This window comes from Tabrizicola thermarum (genome assembly GCF_003574395.1).
GTDB lineage: Bacteria > Pseudomonadota > Alphaproteobacteria > Rhodobacterales > Rhodobacteraceae > Tabrizicola > Tabrizicola thermarum.
Genome location: NZ_QMJY01000083.1, coordinates 63,997 through 85,207, shown reverse-complemented (window position 1 = coordinate 85,207; position 21,211 = coordinate 63,997). Strand labels below are relative to the sequence as shown.

Sequence of the window (21,211 nt, the reverse complement as noted above, 5' to 3'; positions counted from 1 at the left end):
CGTTCGGCTTTACCTCTGATGAGTGAACAAAAACCTGCGATGTGCACTATCAGAGGCGGAGTCCGGTTGCTTCCGCCTCGGTAAGGATGCGGCGCGATTGGCCATAGGCCGCTCGCCCGGTCGGGGTCTTGAGTTCGGGGAAAAGTTCAAGGATTTCCAGCCGCTGCGCGTTGCCGATCCCTTTCAGCGACGTATCGTCCGGGTGGAAGGTTTCGGTCCAGACGCCATTGGCCAGCACGACCTCATGCCGGTCGCACATGAAATGGATGTAGGTCGTCCCGCTGGACTGCACGGTGTGAACGCCCTGGGCCACCAGGTGCTTGGCTGCGACCAGCACCTCGCGTTCGGCATAGCGCACCGAAACCCGGGTATTCGTGACCAGGATGCGATGGTTCGGCGACACCATCATGTCCCGCTCGGGCAGGCCCTTGCCCAGCGAACCCTGCTGGATGAAGACGGGAAGCAGATGCGGGTCCATCTGGAAATCATGCAGGAACATCTGCGTCTTGCCGACCCAGCGCACGGTCTGGATGCCGTTGTCGCGCGTCACGACACGGTCACCTGCGGCGATCATCTCGACCGGAACTTCGCCCCGTTGGGTCGTGATCAACGTGCCCGGTGTAAAGCAGGGCGTCGCCCTGGGGGTGCGCTGTCCTGCCAGCGGCAGAGGGGCCGACACGTCAAAATCCTGCGCCATCATCAACCTGTGCAAAATCGTCCGGCGCCGTCACGCGGGCGCCTCACCCTGGGCGTCCTGCATATCGTTCCCGACTGCCGCGAGAAAAGCAGAAAATTGTTTGCAAACAAGGGCAACATGAGCGCGATTCAGCCAATGCGTGTGCGGGGGCGCCCATGGTGAACGCCCGCCGCCCAAGATCGCTCTGACCCGGTCCGGATCGGCGGTGATAACGGCTTGCACCACTGCAACTTTCAACCTTTGGATGCAGTGGTCGCAAGAACTCACCAGAGGGAAGAGTCATTCGATGCGACCGGGTGTTGATCGGCGCCCTGACGCGCAAGTGATCCACTGGCCGGTTTGCCGTTTGGGCCAGTGTTTCCACAAAGGGGTGAAACCGGCGACAAGACCGCGACTGGAGCGATGCCCTGGATCGTCGCCGCGAATCGCCTGTCCAGATCATGCATCAGAAGAGCTGGTGCCCGAGGCGAGACTCGAACTCGCAAACCTTGCGGCGGAGGATTTTGAATCCCCTGCGTCTACCATTCCGCCACTCGGGCCACCGGCGACACCTCTAGAACCTGCCACGCCCCGCGTCAATGCGGGCCGGGCCGCGCGCATCAAAGATCGTCGGTCCGGAAGGTGTCGCAGTCGGCCAGCATGCCGGACTGCAACCCGATCATGAACCAGCGGGACCGCTGTGCCGAGGTGCCGTGCGTGAAGGTGTGCGGCATCGGGCGTTTACCCGCGTTGCGTTGCAGGGTGTCGTCGCCGATCTGCCTGGCGGCATTCACTGCCTCTTCCAGATCGCCGCGTTCGACGACGCCCAGAGTCTGCGCCGCCTCGCGCGCCCAGATGCCGGACAGGCAGTCCGCTTGCAATTCGATCCGCACCGAGATCGCGTTCGACTCCGCCTGGCTGACCTGCTGGCGGACCTGGTTCGCCTGGCCGAGGATGCCCAGTTCGTTCTGGACATGGTGGCCGATCTCGTGGGCGACCACATAGGCGGCGGCGAAGTCGCCACCGGCCCCCAGCCGCTTGTGCAGCGTCGTGAAGAAGGCCGTGTCGAGGTAGACCTTCCGGTCGGCCGGGCAGTAGAACGGCCCCGTCGCCTCGGAGGCACCGCCGCAGGCCGAGCGGGTCGCTTCCTTGAACAGGACCAGCGTGGCGGGACGGTAGGGCTGGCCCAGCTGGTCCCGGAAGACGCGGGTCCAGATTTCCTCGGTATCGGCCAGCACGACAGAGACGAACTTGCCCTCGGCCTCATCCTCGGCGGTCAGCTCGACCGGAGCGCCGCTGGTCTGGGTCATGCCGCCCCCGTCCGGGCCCAGAAGCTGGCTGGGGTCCACCCCGAGAAACAGGGCCAGGATCACCACGATGACGGCCCCTGCCCCGCCGATGCCGCCGACCCTGGCCGCGCCCCCGCCACCCATGCGGCGGCGATCCTCGACGTTCGAACTTTCCCTGCGACCGCGCCACTGCATGTCAGCACCCCTTTCCCTTGCCCGGCTGCCCACGCGTGGGCAGGCGGGCACCCCTAGCAAAATCAACACCTTGTCCGTGGGCAGTCACGAATCCTTAACCTGTTTGCCCCCGCCACAGGCGAAACCCTACGCGCACCACCCCGGCATCGGAAGCGTGAATGCACAACAGGGCGAGGCGCTTGCGGTTCCCCTTTTCCTTCCCGTCCGCCCGACCTATGGTCGCGGCGCAATCCATGATGCCGAGACCCCCATGACCCAGTCGCCCCGCACCCTGATCCTGCTTGCCACCCTGGGCTCGGCGGGCCTCCTGGCAGGTGCCTTTGCCTTCCAGTACATCGGCGGGCTTGCGCCCTGCCAGTTGTGCCTTTACCAGCGCTGGCCCCATGCGGCGGCCGTCGTGATCGGCATCGCCGCGCTGGCCACCGGCTGGCGCGGGCTGGCATGGGCGGGCGCGCTGGCGGCACTGGCGACGGCGGCGATCGGCGTCTTTCATGTGGGCGTCGAGCAGCTTTGGTGGGAGGGTCTGGCGACCTGCACCGCAGGTTCGATCCAGGGGATATCGGCGGCGGATCTTCTGGATCCGACGAAGGACGTGGCCGCCGTCGTCCGCTGTGACGAGATCGCCTGGTCGCTGCTGGGCATTTCGATGGCGGGCTGGAACGTGATCCTGTCGCTGATCTTCGCCGGGCTCTGGGTCAAGGCTGCGCGCAGGGCCTGAGCGGCGTGGTCTGAGCGGCGTGGTTCGGGGAAGCGTCGCCCCTTGCCCCGGCCCTCTTCCCCGAGGGGAGCGGAGAGGCGAGGGGCAATGGTGGCGCCGAGGCTGCGGGCCTGGCGCGGGTTGAACGGTCGCGCGGACCGGGGGTTTTCCACCCCCGGACCCCCGGAGAGTATTTGCGAAAAGAGCAAGCAGAAGAAAGTCTTGCCAGACAGTCTCAGCGCGGGTCGGTGGCGTGCGGGCTGCCAAACAGCCGCGCATGTTCCTGGATCGCAAAGCGGTCGGTCATGCCCGCCACATAATCGGCCACGACGCGGGCCAGTTCGGTTTCATCGCGCGCCGCAGTCACGTCGGCCTGCCATTCTGGCGGCAGGAGGTCCGGCTGTTTCAGGAACAGCGGGAACAGGTCATCGACCATCCGCGTCACCTCGGCCCGGACCGCCATCACGCTGGGCGCGCGATACATGCGGTGGAACAGGAAGCTGCGGACCGCCTTCAACTCCTGATACAGCGGCTTGGAGAAGCGGATCACCGTGGTGCCCATGTGGCGGATGTCGTCCACCGATTTCGGCTGGGCACTGGTCAGGCGGTTCTGCGCCACGGCGATCACGTCCTCGACCATCCGGCCGAAGACGCGGCGCAGAGCCTCATGCCGGCGGCGCATCCTTTCGAGGCCCGGATAGGTGCGGTCCACTTCTTCGAAGGCGGGGCCGGTGACGGGAAGCTCCAGCAGGTCGTCTTCGGTGAAAAGGCCCGAGCGCAGACCGTCGTGCAGATCGTGGTGGGAATAGGCCACGTCATCGGCGATGGCCGCCACCTGCGCCTCGGCGCTGGCGTGAGTGTCCAGTTCCAGGTCCCACTGGGCGTTGACCTCGGCCAGCGCGTAAGGGAGGGGGCCGTCATGCTTCCGGTCCGCATTGGGGCCGGTGACGGGCCCATTGTGTTTCGCAATGCCTTCGAGGGTTTCCCAGGACAGGTTCAACCCGTCGAAATCCGCGTAGTGGCGTTCAAGGCGGGTGACGATCCGCAGCGCCTGGGCGTTGTGGTCAAAGCCGCCATAGGGGGCCATGAGCCGTTCCATCGCGTCCTCGCCGGTGTGGCCGAAAGGCGTGTGGCCAAGGTCGTGGGCCAGGGCAACCGCCTCGGCCAGATCGGTGTTCAGGCCAAGGACCCCGGCGATGGTGCGGGCCACTTGCGCCACCTCGATCGTGTGGGTCAGCCGCGTGCGGTAATAGTCGCCCTCGTGTTCGACGAAGACCTGAGTCTTGTGTTTCAGTCTGCGGAAGGCGGAGGAATGGATGATCCGGTCGCGGTCGCGCTGAAAGGGCGAGCGGAAGGAGGACAGCCGCTCGGGCCAGAGCCGTCCGCGGCTGGCGTCGGGTTGGCAGGCGAAGGGCGCGAGCATGGGCTGTCCTTGTGAGGCGCGGTCGGGTTTCATATATTCATCCCACAGGCCGAAGGATACGGGAACAGCCATGGAACTGACGCTGCCGCCGAAAGTCACGGATCGGGCCTTTGCCCGGCTGGCCGAGATCGCCGAAGCCATGGGCGAGGCAAAGCCCCTGCGCGTGGCGGTGGATGGCGGGGGCTGTTCGGGGTTCCAGTATTCGATCACGCTGGACGAACCGGCGGCCGATGATCTGGTGCTGGAAAAGGATGGCCAGCGGGTGCTGGTGGATCAGGTCAGCCTGCCCTTCCTGTCGAATGCGGTGATCGACTTCACCGACGAGCTGATCGGCGCGCGGTTTGTGGTGCAGAACCCCAACGCCAAGACCAGCTGCGGCTGCGGGACGAGTTTTTCGATCTGACCTTTGCTCTGGCCGTGCCGCCTTGCAGCACTAGGTCCTGCCCGGGCAGCTGGAGAGAGAAGACATGGCCATTGTGCTGATGCTGGGGTCGGCCCCGATGGCGACCGAAGCGACCGCCTGGCCGCGCGGGCGTTTTGACCGGATCGTTGCGATCAACAATGCCTGGCGCGTGCGGGCGGACTGGGATTATTCGGTCTTTCCCTGGGATTTCCCGGTCGAGCGGCAGCCGGTTCCCGCCGCCGGGCAGCAGTTGGTGACCGAGGCCGACTTTGTCCCGGCGCAGAATGCCTTTGGTGGTTTTGTCTATGCTGGCGCAACAATGGCCTTCACGGCGGCCTATTGGGCGCTGCACGCGTTGCGACCGCAGGTGCTGGCGGTGTTCGGCTGCGACATGCATTATCCGAAGTCTGGGCTGACGCATTTCTACGGCACCGGCTCGCCGGACCCGCTGCGGGTGGACATCACGCTGCGCAGCCTTGAGGCCAAGTCGGCGCGGCTGATGGTGCTGGCCGCGATGCAGGGCTGCGCGGTGGTCAACCTGTCGACGGGGCCGTCCCGGCTGATCTTTCCGCGGGTCTCGCGGGCGGCGGTGGCGCAGGCCCGGCCGGGGCGCTGGTGTCCCGATCTTGCCGCCGAGGCGATGGCCCTGGAGGAAGAGCTGGACTACCGGGTGCCCTCGGGGCGCTACTGGGAAGAGGCGGAGCGGTTCGATCCGGCTGCGCTGGATCGGCTGGATGCGCTGTGGTTGCAGGCGGCATCCCTGCCCCTGCGGCAGACGGCTTGAGCCTTCGGGCCGGGGGGCCTAGGGTCCTGGTGTGGAGGACCCGGACATGAGGCTTGCGACGTTCAACATCAACGGGATCAAGGCGCGGATCGAGGCCTTGCAGGCCTGGCTGGCCGAGGCGGCGCCGGATGTGGTCTGCCTGCAGGAGATCAAGTCGCAGGACGAGGCCTTTCCGCGCGAGGTCTTCGAAGGGCTTGGCTACCGGGTCGAGACACACGGGCAGAAGTCGTTCAACGGCGTGGCGATCCTGTCGAAGCTGCCGCTGAGCGATGTGCGGCGCGGCTTGCCGGGGGATCCCGGGGACGAGCAGGCGCGCTGGATCGAGGCGGTGGTGGATGCGGGGCGGCCGGTCAGGGTCTGCGGGCTTTATCTGCCGAACGGCAACCCCGCACCGGGGCCGAAGTACGACTACAAGCTGGCCTGGATGGCGCGGATGGAGTCGCGGGTGCGGGAGCTGCTGGCGGCGGAGGAGACGTTTGTCTGTCTGGGCGACTACAACGTGATCCCGCAGGCGGCGGATGCGGCGAGGCCGGAGGCCTGGGTGACGGATGCGCTGTTCCTGCCCGAGAGCCGGGCGGCGTTCCGGCGGATGGCGCATCTGGGGCTGACGGATGCGGTCAGGGTGCGCGATCCGGCGGCGCGGGTCTACACCTTCTGGGATTATCAGGCCGGCGCCTGGGAGCGGAACAACGGGATCCGGATCGACCATGTCCTGTGCAGCCCCCAGGCCGCCGACCGGCTGGAGGAGGCAGGTATAGACAAGGCGGTCCGGGGCGGGGACAAGCCCAGCGATCATGTGCCGGTCTGGGTGCGGTTGGCGGCGTGAGCGCCGCGCGCGGCGCGAAGGTCGGGCTATTGAAAAACAATGGGTTGGAAGCCTGCGTTCATGCGGCGTTTACCTTGCACAGGCTGGTAGCGGGCCAAAATCCTTCGAAGGATTTTGCAAATCTTTTCGAAAAGATTTGCGCTCCATGACTTAGCCTTGCGTCACGTCGTGCCCGTAGAGCCAGTCGAAGCGGCTGAGCATCGTGGCGGGAGACAGGCGTCCGAGCAGCCGCAGACCGGCGTGGCCGATCATCCGGGGCAGGCCCGACAGGTGATAGGCGCGCGCATTGGCGTTGGCGGCAGCGACGATGCGCGTGGTGCGGGGTTTGCGACGCGTCTGATAGGCTGCCAGCGCTGCGGCAAGGCTGTCGTGGCCCGCAAGCGCATCGGCCAGGACCCAGGCGTCCTCCAGCCCCATCGAGGCCCCCTGCGCGAGGAAGGGCAGCGTCGGATGCGCGGCATCGCCCAGGATGGCAACGGCGCCACCTGAAACGACTCTGGTCCAGGTGCCCGCGACCGGATGGCGGAAGAGGCCCCAGAGCCAGGGATCCTCGACCCTGTCCAGCCAGCCGCGCACCCGGGGCGAGAACCCGGCGAAGGCGAGCCGCATGTCCATGCTGTCGTCGCGCAGCGTCCAGCTTTCCTCGGCCCAACGCTGACGCTCTTCGACCGCGACCAGATTGCGCAAGGTGCCGCCGCGCAAGGGATAGCTGACCAGATGACGGCCGGGGCCCATGTGCACCTCGGCCTCCGGAGCGGCGCCGGGTTCGCAGGGAATCACGGCGCGCCAGGCGACCTGCCCGGTGAAGAAGGGGTGCTGCGCGCCATTGAGCGCAGCGCGCAGGCGGGAATGCAGGCCATCCGCCCCGATCAGGAGCGGCGTCTCGATCCGATCGCCGCTGTCCAGCGTCACGGCGGGACGGGCGCCGGACAGATCGACCTCGGCAACCCGCGAAAGAAGCCGCAAGGTCACCCCGGCCTCGCGCGCGCCCTGCAGCAGAAGCGCGATGAGGTCGGCCCGGTGCAGGAAATGGTAGCCCTGGTCGGGGCGCAGCCGGGCAAGATCAAGCCGGGCGACCGGATCGCCCGTCGGCCCGTCGATCAGCTGCACCGCCGTCGCCCGCATCGAGGCCGCATCCAGCGCGTCCTGCAACCCCAGCGCCCGCAGCACCGCCGCACCGTTGGGCGAGATCTGAAGGCCGGCGCCGACCTCGCGGATCGCATCCGCCTGTTCCAGGACCGTGACCCGAGCCCCGCGCAGCGCAAGCGCCCGTGCAGCGGCAAGACCTGCAACCCCCGCGCCGACCACGGTGACGGACTGGCCGATCAATGACATCTTCGCCCCCCCGGACATGACAACGCCGGACCTTGGGCCCGGCGTCAAGTACGCACTGTGTCGCCGGTCTGGCGTCAGTCGTCGCGGTGAACCTTTTCGCGGCGTTCGTGCCTTTCCTGCGCCTCCAGCGTCATCGTCGCAATCGGGCGCGCATCCAGCCGCTTGAGGCTGATCGGCTCGCCCGTCACTTCGCAGTAGCCGAATTCGCCGTTCTCGATCCGGCGCAGGGCGGCGTCGATCTTGGCGACCAGCTTGCGCTGGCGGTCACGGGTGCGCAGTTCAAGGGCGCGGTCGGTTTCCTCGGAGGCGCGGTCGGCGATGTCGGGGACATTGCGCGCGCTTTCCTGCAGGGAGTCGATGGTTTCCGCGGACTGGTTGAGCAGTTCCTGTTTCCAGGTCAGAAGTTTGCGGCGGAAATACTCAAGCTGGCGGTCGTTCATGAACGGTTCGTCCTCGGCGGGACGATAGTCGTCAGGGAGGAAAACCTCGGCCTTCATGGTCATTCTCTCCTTCGCGCCGGATCGCTCCGACAGGCGGGCTTCTGTCATGGCGCGCTCCTGTTCGGGGGCGTTTAGCGCAAGGCCGCAGCATTGTCACTAGCGGTTGCGACATTTTCTGGGCGCAGGTAGGGTCTGGCACCGGACAGGAAACAGCATGTTGATGAATTGATGAAATTCGGCACGACAGACAGCTATGTCGCCTCGGATGACCTGGCGATTGCGGTGAATGCGGCGGTGACCTTGCAGCGCCCGCTTCTGGTCAAGGGCGAGCCGGGGACGGGCAAGACGGAACTGGCGCGACAGGTGGCAGGGGCGCTGAAGCTGCCGCTGATCGAGTGGCATGTGAAGTCCACGACCAAGGCGCAGCAGGGGTTGTACGAATACGACGCGGTGAGCCGGTTGCGGGACAGCCAGCTGGGCGATGAACGGGTGCACGAGGTGCGCAACTACATCCGCAAGGGCAAGCTGTGGCAGGCCTTCGAGGCGGAAGAGCGCGTGGTGCTGCTGATCGACGAGATCGACAAGGCCGACATCGAATTTCCCAACGACCTGTTGCAGGAGTTGGACCGGATGGAGTTCCACGTCTACGAGACGGGCGAGACGATCCGGGCGCGGCATCGGCCGGTGGTCATCATCACCTCGAACAACGAAAAGGAATTGCCGGACGCCTTTCTGCGGCGGTGTTTCTTCCACTACATCCGGTTTCCCGATCCCGAGACCCTGGCGGCCATCGTCCGGGTGCATTTCCCCGACATCAAGGATCGGCTGCTGACCGCGGCGCTGACGCAGTTCTTCGAGATCCGCGAGGTGCCGGGGCTGAAGAAGAAGCCGTCCACCAGCGAGGTGCTGGACTGGCTGCGGCTGCTCTTGGCCGAGGACCTGGCGCCGGAGGATCTGCGGGGCGACGGCCGCAGCGCCCTGCCCCGGCTGCACGGCGCGCTGTTGAAGAACGAGCAGGACGTGCAGCTGTTCGAGCGGCTGGCCTTCATGGCGCGGGGGCAGCGGTAGCACGCGCCGGAGGGTGCCGAGCCAGTCGCGCCCTGGACATGTTCGTGAGGGTGCAAGGCCGGCCGCAGACCTGTTCGGTGACGGGGCCGTTGGCGTTCCGCAGCGAGCAGCTGCTGCCCGGGTGGAGATCGACGGTGTTGTCTTGCGCGCGAAAGCCGTGGGAGGAGCGGAGGAACCGGGGCCGGGCATCCATCGCCTGTTGGCCGGATTTCCCTTGGGCCAAGCAACCTGTCCGGGGCGGCAAGCCGAATCGGCCCCCGCGAAGTCTTCCGGCCGGGCAAACCGGGCTGCGATGTCGGATTTGTAACATTTCGTGAGCCGCGAGGATAGATCCTGCGGCCTCGGCCACTTCAACCGCGATGGGTAGTGTCAGGAAAATCCGGGCTTTTTCCAGAATTGACTTGCGCAAGTCCTGGGCGGGACACTCGACGGGCCCCGAGCTGCCGGGGCGCTGCCAGACTGGTCTTGCCGATGCGCCTGCCCCTTCTCCTTGCCGCGTTCTGCGCGGTCTCGGCCTGCGGCGAACCCGCGCAGGTGACGAAAAGCGGTGCCGCCGAGGAGGTCGGCGTCGGATTCGGCGCGCCGGGCGGCTATCGGGTGCCTGAAGGGATGCGCTCGGGCACCTCGCTGACCCGCGACTTCATGGACCTGACCTTTGCCATGGAAAGCGGACGGGGCTTGCAGACCTTCAGCCGGTTCGAGGGCCCGGTCACGGTGGCGCTGGCCGGGGATGTGCCGGGATCGGCGGCGCGCGACCTTGGCCTTCTGATCGGACGACTGCGGTCGGAAGCCGGGATCGACATCTCGCCCGCCTCTGGCGCAGCGACGATCACGGTAGAGTTCACCAGCCGCGCAGAGCTGCGCCGGATGGCCCCGATGGCCGCCTGTTTCGTGGTGCCGAATGTCGGATCGCTGGCGGAATACCGGCGCAAGCGGGGGTCGGATGCGGTGGACTGGGCGCTGGTCACCCGGCGCGAAAGGGCGGCCATCTTCATTCCCGCCGACACAAGCCCGCAGGAAATCCGCGATTGCCTGCACGAGGAGCTGGCGCAGGCGCTGGGGCCGCTGAACGACCTGTATCGCCTGCCGGACAGCGTCTTCAACGACGACAACTTCCATTCGGTCCTGACCGGTTTCGACATGCAGATCCTGCGGCTGACCTATTCGCCGGACCTGCGCAGCGGGATGAGCCTGGAGGAGGTGGCCGCACAGCTTGGCACGGCGCCGGTCGCCAGCTCGGGCACTCCGCCCGACTGGACCCGCGCGATCGAGACGGCGCTGGGCCGAACCGGATCACAGGGGAGCCGCCTGGCCGCGGCGGAACGCGCGCTGGCCATTGCCCAGCGTGCGGGATGGCAGGACAACCGGCTGGCCTTCAGCCATTTCGCGCTGGGCCGCCTGACCACGGCCAGCGACCCGGCCCGCGCGCAAGCCGCCTTTGCCCGCGCGCGGGCGATCTATGCTGCCCTGCCGGGGGCAGAGCTGCAACTGGCGCATGTGGACATGCAGCTTGCGGTGATGGCCCTGGCCGCCGGCCAGCCCGAACAGGCCGCGCTGCTGGCAGACCGGGCGATCCCGGTGGTCAGAGAGTACGACAATGCCGCGCTTCTGGCGACGCTGATGCTGGTCAAGGCCGAGGCGCTGGAGGCGCTGGGCAACCCGCAGGCTGCGGCGGCGCTGCGGATGGACAGTGCGCCCTACGCGCGCTATGGCTTCGGCTCGGAAGGCATGGTCCGCAGCCGGATGCGCGACATCGCGGCCGTTGCGGACCGGGCCGCAAAGGGCTGAGGGGGTAGCGCGCCGACAGGCACGGAGGCCCCGGAAATGGGGCGGAATGTTCGTGATCGTCGGTCTTCTTCTGGGTGCCATCGGCGGCGGCCTGCGGGCGAAGGCGCGCGGCGGCAGGGCTGCGGACATCGCGCAATATGCGGCGGCCCATGCCATCATCTTCGGGCTTCTGGGCCTGTTCATCACGCTTTACCTTGACCGCATGATGCGCGGATAATGGGTCGGGGCGCGGAGTTTTCGGAAGTTCCGCGACGGAGCCTTCAACGGCTCCGGTCCGATTTCATTGAAGAAATCGGCGTCTAGGCGATGTTCCTGCCCTTCTTCCAGACCTTGCGGGAAGAGGCGGTGCCGGTCTCCTTGCGCGAGTTCCTGAGTTTTCTGGAAGCCATGGCGGCGGGGCTGGTGATCTATGATCCCGAGGGGTTCTACACGCTTGCCCGGCTGACGCTGGTCAAGGACGAACGCCACATCGACCGCTTTGACCGGGCTTTCGCGCGGGCGTTCTCGGGCCTGGAAAAGGTCACGGCAGTGCAGGTGCTGGAGGCGCTGGACCTGCCGCGCGACTGGCTGGAAAAGCTGGCCGAGCGGCATCTGAGCGCCGATGAACGCGCGGCGATCCAGGCGCTTGGCGGGTTCGACAAGCTGATGGAGACGCTGCGGCAGCGCCTGGCCGAACAGAAGGGTCGGCATCAGGGCGGGTCGAAATGGGTGGGCACGGCGGGGACGTCGCCGTTCGGCGCCTGGGGCTACAACCCCGAGGGCGTGCGGATCGGGCAGGAGGAAAGCCGCCACCGGCGCGCGGTCAAGGTCTGGGACCGGCGAGAGTTCCGCAATCTGGACGGCGATGCCGAGATCGGCACCCGGACGATGAAGCTGGCGCTGCGCCGGTTGCGCCGCTGGGCGCGCGAGGGGGCGGCGGAAGAGCTGGACCTTGACGGCACGATCCGGGCCACGGCGGCGCAGGGCTGGCTGGATGTCCAGACCCGGCCCGAGCGGCGCAATGCGGTGAAGGTGCTCCTGTTCCTCGACATCGGCGGGTCGATGGACCCCCATGTCCGGGTGATGGAGGAGCTGTTCTCGGCCGCGAAGGCCGAGTTCCGGCATCTGGAGGTCTTCTACTTCCACAACTGCGTCTACGAGGGCCTCTGGCGCGACAACCGCCGCCGGTGGGAGCATCAGACCCTGACCTGGGACGTGATCCGCACCTATGGCGCGGACTGGCGGCTGATCGTCGTCGGCGATGCGGCAATGTCGCCCTACGAGATCACCCATCCGGGCGGGGCGAACGAACACTGGAACCACGAGGCGGGCGAAGTCTGGCTGCGGCGGATCTGCGCGCAATGGCCGTATCATCTGTGGATCAATCCGGTGGAGGAGCGCGCCTGGGGGCATACCCGATCGACGGCGATGATCCGCGAGATCTTCGAGGGCAGGATGGTGCCGATGACGCTGGACGGGTTGGCACGAGGGATCAGGGAGCTGCGATGAGACGCTTTCTTGCCCTGTGGCGGGCGCGGCCCGTGCTGGCTTCGGCCTTCGTGATGGCCTGTGCGGTCACGCTGTTCTTCGCGGGCCGCTTCGCAGTCTATTCGGTCTACTGGGCGACCCACCGCGAGGTGCCGGTCGAGCCCTGGATGACCGTGGGCTATGTGGCGCGGTCCTGGGGGCTGGAGCCGCAGGCGCTCGGTTCCGAGGCGGGGCTGCCCATGCCGCAGGTCAGGGGCCATCCGCAGACGCTGGAGGAGATCGCCCGGGACCGTGGCGAGCCGGTGGCCGAGGTGATCGCCCGCGTCGAGACGGCGCTGACCCGGCTGCGGGAGGCGAGGCCTGCGGAATGACCGACTGGCTTCTGGGTCTTGTCCCGCAATACGGCCTGTGGCTGCTGGCCGCGACGACCTTCCTGTCCTGCCTTGCGCTGCCCTTCCCTGCCTCGGTGCTGATGCTGACGGCCGGAGGATTCGCGGCGGCGGGCGATCTGGTCCTGTGGCAGGCCTTTCTTGCGGCGGCGGCGGGCGGCATCGCGGGGGATCAGCTGGGCTACTGGGCGGGACGCGGCCTTGGCGTGACGCTGCTGTCGCGGCTGCGCAAGGACCCGGCGCGCGACATGCTGGTGGCGCGGGCCGACGGGCTGATGCAGAGCAAAGGGCTGATCGCGGTGTTCCTGACGCGCTGGCTGCTGAGCCCGCTGGGACCTTACGTCAACCTGATCGCGGGCACCATGCGCTTTGGCTGGGGTCGGTTCACGGCGGCGGGCGTGGCGGGAGAGGCGGTCTGGGCCGGCCTCTATGTCGGCGCGGGCTTCGTCTTCGGCGGCAACATCGCGGCGGCCGGCAATGCGATCGGCTCGCTTCTGGGGATGATCGGCGGCGCGGGGGCGGCGGTGGCGCTGGGCTACTGGCTGTTCGCTTCGGCGACCGGACAGGATGCGTTGCGGGGGCGCGGCGGCTGACTATATTCCGGGGATGAGCAAGCTCCTCCTCCCCCTGATCCTTGCTGTCGGCTATGCCTTTCTGACGATGCGCTTTTCGGTCTGGCGCACGCGGAGGATGCTGGACGAACAATCGAAGCCCCTGACCGATCCCTCGATCACCCGCCTGGCCGACCGGCTGGCGGCGGCGATGGGCATCCCCGAGATCAAGGTCAACGTGTTCGAGGTCGATGCGGTGAACGGGCTGGCCGCGCCGGACGGGCGGATCTTCCTCACGCGCGGGTTCCTGAACCGCAAGGCGCGCGGCGAGGTGACGGCGGAAGAACTGGCAAGCGTGATCGCACATGAGATGGGGCATGTGGCGCAAGGGCACATCCGGCGGCGGATGATCGACTTTACCGGGCAGAACGCGGTCTTCGTGATGCTGTCGGCGGTCCTGAACCGGTTCCTGCCCTTCATCGGCATCTGGATCGCCAACCTGATCTCGACCGCCCTGATGGCGCGGTTGAGCCGCCGGGACGAGTTCGAGGCGGATGCCTATGCCAGCGCTCTTCTGATCAAGTCGGGGATCGGGACCGGTCCGCAGAAGTCGCTGTTTCGCAAGCTGGACGCGCTGACCCGAAACCACGCCGAAGGGATTCCGGCCTGGCTCTTGAGCCACCCGAAGGTCGACGAACGCATCGCCGCCATCGAGGCGAACGAGGCGCGCTGGATCGGGTGACGTTGGCAAATCCGGGCCAAGGCGCTAGGACGGGACAGGCTTTGCGCGAAGGGGGCGGGTTTGGGAACGATCGACGGGCTGCCGCCCCTGCGCGAGGTGATCCGGGCGCACGAGCTGGTTGCGAAGAAGCAGCTGGGGCAGAACTTCCTGCTGGATCTGAACCTGACCGCCAAGATCGCGCGGGCGGCGGGGGACCTGTCGGGCTGCGACGTGCTGGAGGTGGGCCCCGGACCGGGCGGTCTGACGCGGGGCCTTCTGGCAGAAGGCGCGCGGCGGGTGGTCGCCGTTGAAAAGGACGCCCGCGCCCTGCCCGCCCTGGCCGAGATCGCGGCGCATTACCCGGGGCGGCTGGAGGTCCTGCACGGCGATGCGCTGGAGCTGGACCTCGGTGCGCACCTGGCGCCGCCGGTCAAGATCGTGGCGAACCTGCCCTACAACGTCGGGACCGAGCTTCTGATCCGCTGGTTGACGCCCGATGCCTGGCCGCCGCTCTGGTCATCGTTGACGCTGATGTTCCAGAAGGAAGTCGCTGAAAGGATTGTTGCGAAACCGCGAACAGAACATTACGGGCGGCTGGCGCTGCTGGCGCAATACCGCTGCGAGGCGCGGATCGTGATGACGCTGCCGCCCGAGGCCTTTACCCCTGCCCCCAAGGTTCATTCCGCGGTGGTGCAGCTGACCGCCCTGCCCGGCCCCCGCTTTCCCTGTGATTTCCGTGCCTTGCAGCGGATCACCGCGATGGCCTTCAACCAGCGCCGCAAGATGCTGCGGGCCAGCCTGAAGGGGCTTCGGCCGGATATCGAGACGGTGCTGGACAGCGTCGGCATCCCGCCCACCGCCCGGGCCGAGGAAATCGGGCTGGAAGCCTTCTGTGCGCTGGCGCGGGTGGTGAAGGCCTAGCGCGTCGCGGCCAGCGCGGTGCGGAAGGTCTCGAGATACTCCGCCGTACAGGCCGCGTAGTCGAAATCCAGTTCGGAACGGATTTCCTGCACCATCGACCACATCGCCTCACGCAATGCGGCGGCGGCCTTCATCGCCCGGTAGCGGCGCCAGAGATCGGCATCGGGGGCTTGCCCGAAGTAGCGCGCGAGGAGCCAGTCCTCTTGCGCGGGATCGAGGCCGCTGTTGGCCGAAAGGCCACCCAGATCGAACAAGGGCGAGCCCCAGCCGGCATAGTCCCAGTCGATGAGCCACATCCGGGTCCCGTCATGCAGGAAGTTGCCGGGCAAGAGGTCGTTGTGGCCAGGAACCATGTCGATGCGACCGACGATGCGTTCCAGCACCTCGGCCTCGGCCAACAGGTCCGGCAGCGCGGGGATGTGGCGCGAGCCGCCCTCGGTCAGGGTGGCGGCATAGTCGCGCAGCACCTGGAACACCCAGAAGGTCAGCGCGGGACCGCGCAAATGGCGCGGCAAGTGGCGGTGGGCGCGCTGGACGAGGCTCAGGGCCTGCTCCAGCAGATCCGGCTGGCGAAGGTCGGCGGCTGTCAATGTCCGGCCCTCGACGAAGTCGATCACCAGCGCGCCGGGTTCGTGAAAGAGGACAGCGGGAGAGATCCCTGCCGCCTGCGCTGCCTGACTGGCGGCAAGTTCGTTGAACCGCATGATCTGGTGCACCGGAATGTCGTCGCCGATGCGGACCACGGCGCGGCGGCGGGCGTCGGTGACCAGCAGGTTGAAGTTGGTGATGCCCCCACCCAGGGGAACGGCCGTCACCGGCCCCTGCCAGATCGGCAGGGCCAGAACCCGTGCGATGGATCTGGTCAGCCGATCGGTTTGCGTCGTCATGCGCCTTGCCCCTGATCGCCCCGTCGCGGAGCGCCGACCATGCCGGGACCACAGGATGGGGACCCTCGTCGGGGCCGTCAAAGCAAATTGCGCCGGGTCAGGCCGGGCTTTCGGCCGGGGAGTCGGGGCGGGTCCGGGTGGAAAGGCATCGGGCAAGCGCCTGACCCAACACCTCCATACGGATCGGCTTGGCCACCACGGCGGTGAAGCCGTAGGCCAGATAGTCCTCGACCTGGTGGGTCATCACGTTGGCGGTGACAGCGATGGCGGGCGGCGCGGTCTGGCCGGCCTTGCCGGCGATGGCCTTCAGCGCGGCCAGCGTCTCGATCCCGTCCATGTCGGGCATGGCGATGTCGAACAGGACGGCGTCGAAACTCTCGGACCGGTAGCGCGCCAGCGCCTCGGCGCCGTCGGCGACGATCACCGCCTCGACCCCCAGCGCCTGCAGCATGCTTTGCAGGATGATCCGGTTCGTGGCGTTGTCCTCGGCCGCAAGAACGCGCATCGGGGGCAGTTTCGGCACCTCGCGGTCGATGGTGCGCGCCGAGCCGCTGTCCAGCACCGGGATGCGCAACCAGACGCGGGCGGTCACGCCCTTCCCCTCGACCGAGGTGAGCGCGACGTCTCCCTGCATCAGGCGGGCAAGGCGGCGCACGATGGGCAGGCCAAGGCCCGTGCCGACATGGCTGCGCTGCGAGCCGCCCATGCCTTGCGAGAATTCGTCGAAGGCGCGGGCGATCTCGGCCTGGGACATGCCGATGCCGGTGTCGCGGACGGTGATGGCGATGGCATCGGGTTCGGTGCAGTCGATCTCGACGCTGACTTCGCCCTGATCGGTGAACTTCAGCGCGTTGCCGATCAGGTTGTGCAGGATCTGGATCAGCCGCATCTCGTCGCCCAGGCGCGGCACATCGGCCAGTCGGCCGATACAGCGGGTCCGAAGCGCGATGCCCTTCCGGTTGGCGGAGATCTGGTGCAGGGCCGCGACGCGGGACAGAATCTCTGGCAGGCGGAGCGGGCGGTTGTCCAGCACCAGGCGGCCGGCCTCGATCTTGGCGAGGTCCAGGATGTCGTTGATGACGCCCAGAAGATGTTCGCCCGAATCGCTGATGACCCGAAGCATCGCCTGCTCCGAGGGATCGGTCAGCCGGCCGGCCAGCACCGTCGCCATGCCGAGGACGCCGTTCAGGGGGGTGCGGATCTCGTGGCTCATCGCGGCAAGGAAGTCGGACTTGGCGCGGTTCGCGGTTTCGGCGGCCGTCATCGCGGCGCGCAGGCGCACCTCGTTCTGCATCTCGTCGGTGATGTCGGTGAAGGTGCAGACCACCGCCAGATCGGTGCCCGCTGCCGAAAGCCGGGCCGAGGTGACCGCAACCGTGCGGCAGGTGCCGTCGGGCCAGTGCAGCACATGGCGCAATTCGTGCATCCCCGGCTCTCCGCTCAGGGCGCGGGCCACCGGAAGCGTCTCGTCGGGGATCGGCTCGCCGGCAAGCCCCTGCACTCTGGCACTTCCAAGGATCGCCAGCAGGTTGTCGCCTGCTGCGACCTCCCGGCCGAGAACCCGCGCGGCGGCGGCATTGGTGAACACGACCCCGCCCCGTTCATCGACGACCACGATGCCGGAGACCGAAGCCTCCATCACCCGGGCCAGCATGTCGCGTTCCCGCGCCAATGCCGATTCCAGCGCCTTGGCCGGGGTGATGTCCAGGTTGATGCCGCTGGTCTTCACGGGCCGACCGGCTTCGTCCCATTCGGTGACATGGGTGCGTGTGAGGACCCAGATGTAATATCCTTCCCGGTGCCGCAGCCGGACTTCGCATTCGACCTGCCATTGGCCGGCCTCGAATGCCTCTTTCTCCTGGGCAATCAGGTGACCCACATCATCGGGATGCAGAAGCCCCAGCCAGTCTTCCAGCGACATCGGATTCAGTTCGACCGCGCGATAGCCCAGGATCTCGGCCCAGCGGTCGCTGACATGGGACACGCCGGTGCGCATGTCGAATTCCCAGGTGCCGACCTTGGTGCCGTCAATCACCTGGCTCAGCCGCAGCTCGGCCTCGGCCTGGGTCGAGACGTCCAGCGAAAAGCCCGAAATCCGCCGCGGACTGCCATCCGGCCAGCGGCGGGCGACATGGCCGCGGGTGAGAAGCCAGACCCAGCCGCCGTTGACATGCCGCATCCGGCAGCGCAGCGAGAAATCGGCCGCGCCTTCCAGAAACAGCTCTCGCTGGGCGGCGGCAACGGCAGAGCGATCCTCGGGATGGATCAGATCGACCAGGGCGTCGAGACTGACGGTGTCGCCAATCCCCAGCATCGCGCCCCAGCGGTCGTTGATCGCACTGAACCCGTGTTCGGCGTCCCAGTCCCAGACCGCGATCATGCCGCCATCGACAACCTGCTGAAGCCTGCGGTCGGTCAGGCGGCGGGCGGTGACGTCTTCGTACAGCCCGACCGTCTCACGCGCGGGGGTGGCCCGTTCGCGGACCCAGATCAACCGGCCATCGGCGAAGGCATCCTCGTTGTCCCAGACTTCGGTGAGCGGTCGGTTCAGCCGCCGCTGGAGGTTCTCGTCGTCGCGGTCCCCCTCGGCGCCGAACACGCCCCGGTCGATGGCCGCGCGCAGCAGGTCGTCATAAAGCGCGCCTTCGCAGATCAGGTCCGCGATCTTGTCGAAGATCTTGAGGTAGGGCTTGTTCCACAACACCAGGCGGTCATCGGCATCGAAGACGGCAAAACCGTCGTCCAGCGCCTCGATCGCGGCTAGAAGCCGGGCCTTGATGGCCGCAAGCGCGGTGCTTTCCGCCTGAAGCGCCTGTTCCTTGGCCCGGATTTCGCTGACATTCTCGATCAGCGACCAGACCAGGCGGCGGCCGTTCGGGTCGGTGCTGAGAAAGCAGCGCACGATCGCGGGAAAGGAGGTGCCGCCGGCGTCGCGGAAGCTTGCCTCGACCGGGCCAAAGCTGTTGGACGCGGCAAGGTCGGCGATGGCCCCTTCGATCAGCCAGGTGCCGTCTTCGGGCACGATCTGCCGCACGCTGAGCCCCTGTCTTGCGTGCGGGTCCAGCCCGAAGGTCTCGCGGAAGGCGCGGTTGCCGTCGAGGATCTCGCCGGTGTCGAAGTCGTTCAGCAGGATGGCATGGGGACACATCTCGAAGAAGGCGGTGAACTGGCCTTCCCGGAAGGACAGCATCTCGCTGGTCCGGTCAGCGGCAGAGATGTCGCGGATCACGGCGAGGAAACTGGTCGGCTGCCCCGCAGGGCCCGGCGCCACGCGGGCCACCGAAACCTCGTAGCGCTGCGGCGAGATCAGGGTGGACAGGCCCACCTGCCGCGTCACCGCCACCGTGTCGCGCGGAGGCGTGGCCAGGATCTCGTCCACGGCCGCTGCCAGTGCCTCGGGCAGCGTCTCCGCCAGGGGCTTTCCGATCCCGGCCCGCACAAGGCCGGAAAGCCAGGGCAGCTTGTCGCTGTGGCAGGCCAGGATCCTGCCGTCCGGCGCCAGTTCGATCACAAGGTCGGGCAAGGCGTTCAGCGCCGCTGTCAGATGGTTGCGCGCCTCGACCTCGGCCTGCATCGCCTCGACCCTGAGAAGGACCGAGGAGACGGCCCGGGCGATCGAGGTCAGCAGGAACACCACATCCTGCGGCCAGGTCCGGTCGGCGCGCACGCTGTCAAAGCCGATCACGCCAAACAGGCGCTCGCCGTCCAGAAGCGGCACCATGAGCGAGGACTGCACGCCAGGATCGTCCAGCAGCGCCCGCTTTGGCGAGCCCTTGGGCGCGCTCTCCTGATCGGGAACGGCGACGAGCTGGCCCGCCTTCAGCCGTGCATGCCGGAGCGGGCAAAGGTCGACCGGGCGACCCGGCATCGCGGGATCGGTCGGTGCGACGCCCGGGGCGATCCATTCGTGGCTCTTGCTGTAGCCGGTCGCTTCGTCGAAGCGGTAGAGGTAGGTGCGGTCAAGGGCGCAGGCCTCGCCGATGGTGGCCAGCACGGCGTCGATTTCCCCGGACATCGTCGCCGGGGTGACGTCGAGCAGGCGGTTCATCAGCTCGACAATGCGATATTCGACAGGCGCCGGTTCGGCGGTCACGATATCCGTATGACCAACGTGTCTCATGCACCCTCATTCGCGTGGGTCGAGTATTCGCCAGAACCTCTGCGCTCGCAAGCGTGCAGTCCGGCAAATGCCTATCCCCAAAGACCGAGTGGCGCTGCGGCATGGCCGGGAAACACCCGTCCGGGATCGGACAGCCCAAGGTGGCCGGTCAGCAGCTCGGTCAGCACATCGCGGTAATCGGTCGCCACGGCCAGATCAGCGCCTTCCTCGAGATCGGCATTGGCCAGTCCCGGCCAGCGCCCGATCATGCGGCCGCCCTTCGCCTGCGGACCAAGCACCAGCATCACGTTGCCGCGCCCATGGTCGGTGCCGCCACCGGTGTTCGATTGCAGACGGCGGCCGAATTCGCTCATCACCACGACCGAGACATTCTGCTGCAAGGCGCCAAGGTCACGCCAGAAGGCCATGAGCGCCTGCGACAGGGTGGCGGTCTGGTTGGCAAAGGCGGCAGCCTGGTTCACATGGGTATCCCAGCCGGGGAAATCCACGGTGGCCACGCGCAGGCCGAGGTCTTCCTTGATGGTCTGGGCGACCGTCATCAGCGGGACGGACAGCGGGTTGTCCTGCGGATAATCGACGCTGGCCGCATAGGGGTGCAGGCTTTGGTTTTCCGCTGACCAGAAGCGGCCCCGCACCACGTCGGACAACCCGATCAGATCGGCCATCGGGCGCTGAAGCGGGCCGTGGTCGCCGAAGCCGGTGGCAAGGCGCGCCTGCAGCAGGTCTGACAGCCAGTGGCCCTGCCCGATCACCAGATCGGCAAGGGTCTCGGCCACGGCGGCGTCAGCGCCGATCAGACTGGCCGGGCGCATTGCGCCGACGGCGAGGGCGGGCATCGGCCCCGACGGTGCAGCCGCCCGCAGCCAGCGACCGATCCAGCCCGAGAGGTCGCCCGGCACCACGGAAGCGCCGAAGACACCGCGCTCGATCCGGGCTTCGGCATCGAAATGGCTGCGCGTCGCCTCGGGCAGGCCGGAGGCGTGGATCAGCGACAGATCGCCCGCGTCGTATAGATCGGCAAAGGCGGCGGCGGCGGGGTGAAAGCGGAAATCCACATCGGCGAGGTCCTGCGCAATGCTGCGGCCCGCCTCGTCGCCCTTGCGCAGGACGCGCAGCATCTCGGGACGGGCGGCGATGAAGTCGGGATCCGAGGTGGGAGAGACCAGCGCCAGCCCGTCGGCGCCACCGCGCAGGAAGATCACCACAAGGATCGGTTCGCCGGCCATGCCCT

Annotated in this window: 20 protein-coding genes and 1 tRNA gene; 12 read left to right on the top strand and 9 right to left on the bottom strand. The window is 67.4% G+C overall.

Annotation, left to right across the window (positions count from 1 at the left end):
• Nucleotides 1-49 precede the first annotated feature (49 nt).
• The 3 genes from D5084_RS16730 to ypfJ all read right to left on the bottom strand — a co-directional run bounded on the left by D5084_RS16730 (nt 50) and on the right by ypfJ (nt 2,160).
• Entirely contained in the window at nt 50-700 is a 651-nt protein-coding gene (locus D5084_RS16730) for a Hint domain-containing protein (RefSeq protein WP_128516649.1), read from the bottom strand.
• 452 nt (nt 701-1,152) lie between these two features.
• Nucleotides 1,153-1,236: transfer RNA gene (locus D5084_RS16725), tRNA-Leu, on the bottom strand.
• A 60-nt stretch (nt 1,237-1,296) separates the two neighbouring features.
• On the bottom strand, nt 1,297-2,160 hold the full coding sequence (ypfJ, locus tag D5084_RS16720; RefSeq protein ID WP_128516648.1) for a KPN_02809 family neutral zinc metallopeptidase: 864 nt from the start codon (nt 2,158-2,160) through the stop codon (nt 1,297-1,299).
• 250 nt (nt 2,161-2,410) lie between these two features.
• Here ypfJ and D5084_RS16715 point away from each other — a divergent pair, with 250 nt between their 5' ends.
• Nucleotides 2,411-2,878, top strand: a complete 468-nt coding sequence (locus D5084_RS16715) for a disulfide bond formation protein B (protein WP_128516647.1) — start codon at nt 2,411-2,413, stop codon at nt 2,876-2,878.
• Between the two features lie 214 nt (nt 2,879-3,092).
• Here D5084_RS16715 and D5084_RS16710 read toward each other — a convergent pair whose 3' ends face one another.
• The gene (locus D5084_RS16710) at nt 3,093-4,280 is read right to left on the bottom strand and encodes a deoxyguanosinetriphosphate triphosphohydrolase (RefSeq protein WP_128516646.1); all 1,188 of its coding nucleotides are present in this window, start codon (nt 4,278-4,280) and stop codon (nt 3,093-3,095) included.
• Between the two features lie 76 nt (nt 4,281-4,356).
• Between D5084_RS16710 and D5084_RS16705 the strand changes: the two genes are divergently transcribed.
• The 3 genes from D5084_RS16705 to xth all read left to right on the top strand — a co-directional run bounded on the left by D5084_RS16705 (nt 4,357) and on the right by xth (nt 6,293).
• The gene (locus D5084_RS16705) at nt 4,357-4,683 is read left to right on the top strand and encodes a HesB/IscA family protein (protein ID WP_128516923.1); all 327 of its coding nucleotides are present in this window, start codon (nt 4,357-4,359) and stop codon (nt 4,681-4,683) included.
• A 64-nt stretch (nt 4,684-4,747) separates the two neighbouring features.
• A complete protein-coding gene (locus tag D5084_RS16700; protein WP_128516645.1) occupies nt 4,748-5,467 on the top strand; it encodes a hypothetical protein in 720 nt (239 codons plus the stop codon).
• Nucleotides 5,468-5,513: 46 nt separating this feature from the next.
• Nucleotides 5,514-6,293, top strand: coding sequence for an exodeoxyribonuclease III (gene xth / locus D5084_RS16695; protein WP_128516644.1), 780 nt, complete (start codon nt 5,514-5,516; stop codon nt 6,291-6,293).
• A 150-nt stretch (nt 6,294-6,443) separates the two neighbouring features.
• On the opposite strand, the gene D5084_RS16690 is transcribed toward xth, so the two are convergent.
• Together D5084_RS16690 and dksA are read right to left on the bottom strand one after the other, a co-directional pair.
• Nucleotides 6,444-7,628 carry an FAD-dependent oxidoreductase gene (locus tag D5084_RS16690; protein WP_128516643.1) on the bottom strand — a complete coding sequence of 395 codons (1,185 nt, stop codon included), beginning with the start codon at nt 7,626-7,628 and terminating at the stop codon, nt 6,444-6,446.
• A gap of 74 nt (nt 7,629-7,702) precedes the next feature.
• Complete coding sequence (gene dksA / locus D5084_RS16685; RefSeq protein WP_128516922.1) at nt 7,703-8,125, bottom strand: RNA polymerase-binding protein DksA; 423 nt, start codon at nt 8,123-8,125, stop codon at nt 7,703-7,705.
• Nucleotides 8,126-8,296: 171 nt separating this feature from the next.
• On the opposite strand from dksA, the gene D5084_RS16680 reads away from it, so the two are divergent.
• The 8 genes from D5084_RS16680 to rsmA all read left to right on the top strand — a co-directional run bounded on the left by D5084_RS16680 (nt 8,297) and on the right by rsmA (nt 14,973).
• Complete coding sequence (locus D5084_RS16680) at nt 8,297-9,136, top strand: AAA family ATPase (RefSeq protein ID WP_128516642.1); 840 nt, start codon at nt 8,297-8,299, stop codon at nt 9,134-9,136.
• A gap of 471 nt (nt 9,137-9,607) precedes the next feature.
• Nucleotides 9,608-10,924 carry a DUF2927 domain-containing protein gene (locus tag D5084_RS16675; protein ID WP_128516641.1) on the top strand — a complete coding sequence of 439 codons (1,317 nt, stop codon included), beginning with the start codon at nt 9,608-9,610 and terminating at the stop codon, nt 10,922-10,924.
• Nucleotides 10,925-10,970: 46 nt separating this feature from the next.
• Nucleotides 10,971-11,141: a hypothetical protein gene (locus D5084_RS18575; RefSeq protein WP_202910079.1), complete on the top strand. Its 171-nt coding sequence runs from the start codon at nt 10,971-10,973 to the stop codon at nt 11,139-11,141.
• Between the two features lie 89 nt (nt 11,142-11,230).
• Entirely contained in the window at nt 11,231-12,412 is a 1,182-nt protein-coding gene (locus D5084_RS16670) for a vWA domain-containing protein (RefSeq protein WP_128516640.1), read from the top strand.
• On the top strand, nt 12,409-12,762 hold the full coding sequence (locus tag D5084_RS16665) for a hypothetical protein (RefSeq protein WP_128516639.1): 354 nt from the start codon (nt 12,409-12,411) through the stop codon (nt 12,760-12,762). The genes D5084_RS16670 and D5084_RS16665 overlap by 4 nt, the downstream gene beginning before the upstream one ends.
• Nucleotides 12,759-13,373 (top strand): DedA family protein, encoded by a 615-nt coding sequence (locus tag D5084_RS16660; RefSeq protein WP_128516638.1) that lies wholly within the window; start codon nt 12,759-12,761, stop codon nt 13,371-13,373. The genes D5084_RS16665 and D5084_RS16660 overlap by 4 nt, the downstream gene beginning before the upstream one ends.
• 13 nt (nt 13,374-13,386) lie before the next feature.
• On the top strand, nt 13,387-14,073 hold the full coding sequence (locus D5084_RS16655) for a M48 family metallopeptidase (protein ID WP_128516637.1): 687 nt from the start codon (nt 13,387-13,389) through the stop codon (nt 14,071-14,073).
• A 60-nt stretch (nt 14,074-14,133) separates the two neighbouring features.
• Nucleotides 14,134-14,973, top strand: coding sequence for a 16S rRNA (adenine(1518)-N(6)/adenine(1519)-N(6))-dimethyltransferase RsmA (gene rsmA / locus D5084_RS16650; protein ID WP_128516636.1), 840 nt, complete (start codon nt 14,134-14,136; stop codon nt 14,971-14,973).
• Here the strand turns inward: rsmA and D5084_RS16645 are convergent.
• From D5084_RS16645 to D5084_RS16635, 3 genes are all read right to left on the bottom strand, one after another.
• Entirely contained in the window at nt 14,970-15,860 is an 891-nt protein-coding gene (locus D5084_RS16645; protein WP_128516635.1) for a choline/ethanolamine kinase family protein, read from the bottom strand. The genes rsmA and D5084_RS16645 overlap by 4 nt on opposite strands.
• Before the next feature lie 97 nt (nt 15,861-15,957).
• Nucleotides 15,958-19,980 (bottom strand): PAS domain-containing protein, encoded by a 4,023-nt coding sequence (locus D5084_RS16640; protein ID WP_128516634.1) that lies wholly within the window; start codon nt 19,978-19,980, stop codon nt 15,958-15,960.
• A 71-nt stretch (nt 19,981-20,051) separates the two neighbouring features.
• Nucleotides 20,052-21,206 carry a DUF1501 domain-containing protein gene (locus tag D5084_RS16635; RefSeq protein WP_128516633.1) on the bottom strand — a complete coding sequence of 385 codons (1,155 nt, stop codon included), beginning with the start codon at nt 21,204-21,206 and terminating at the stop codon, nt 20,052-20,054.
• Nucleotides 21,207-21,211: the final 5 nt, after the last annotated feature.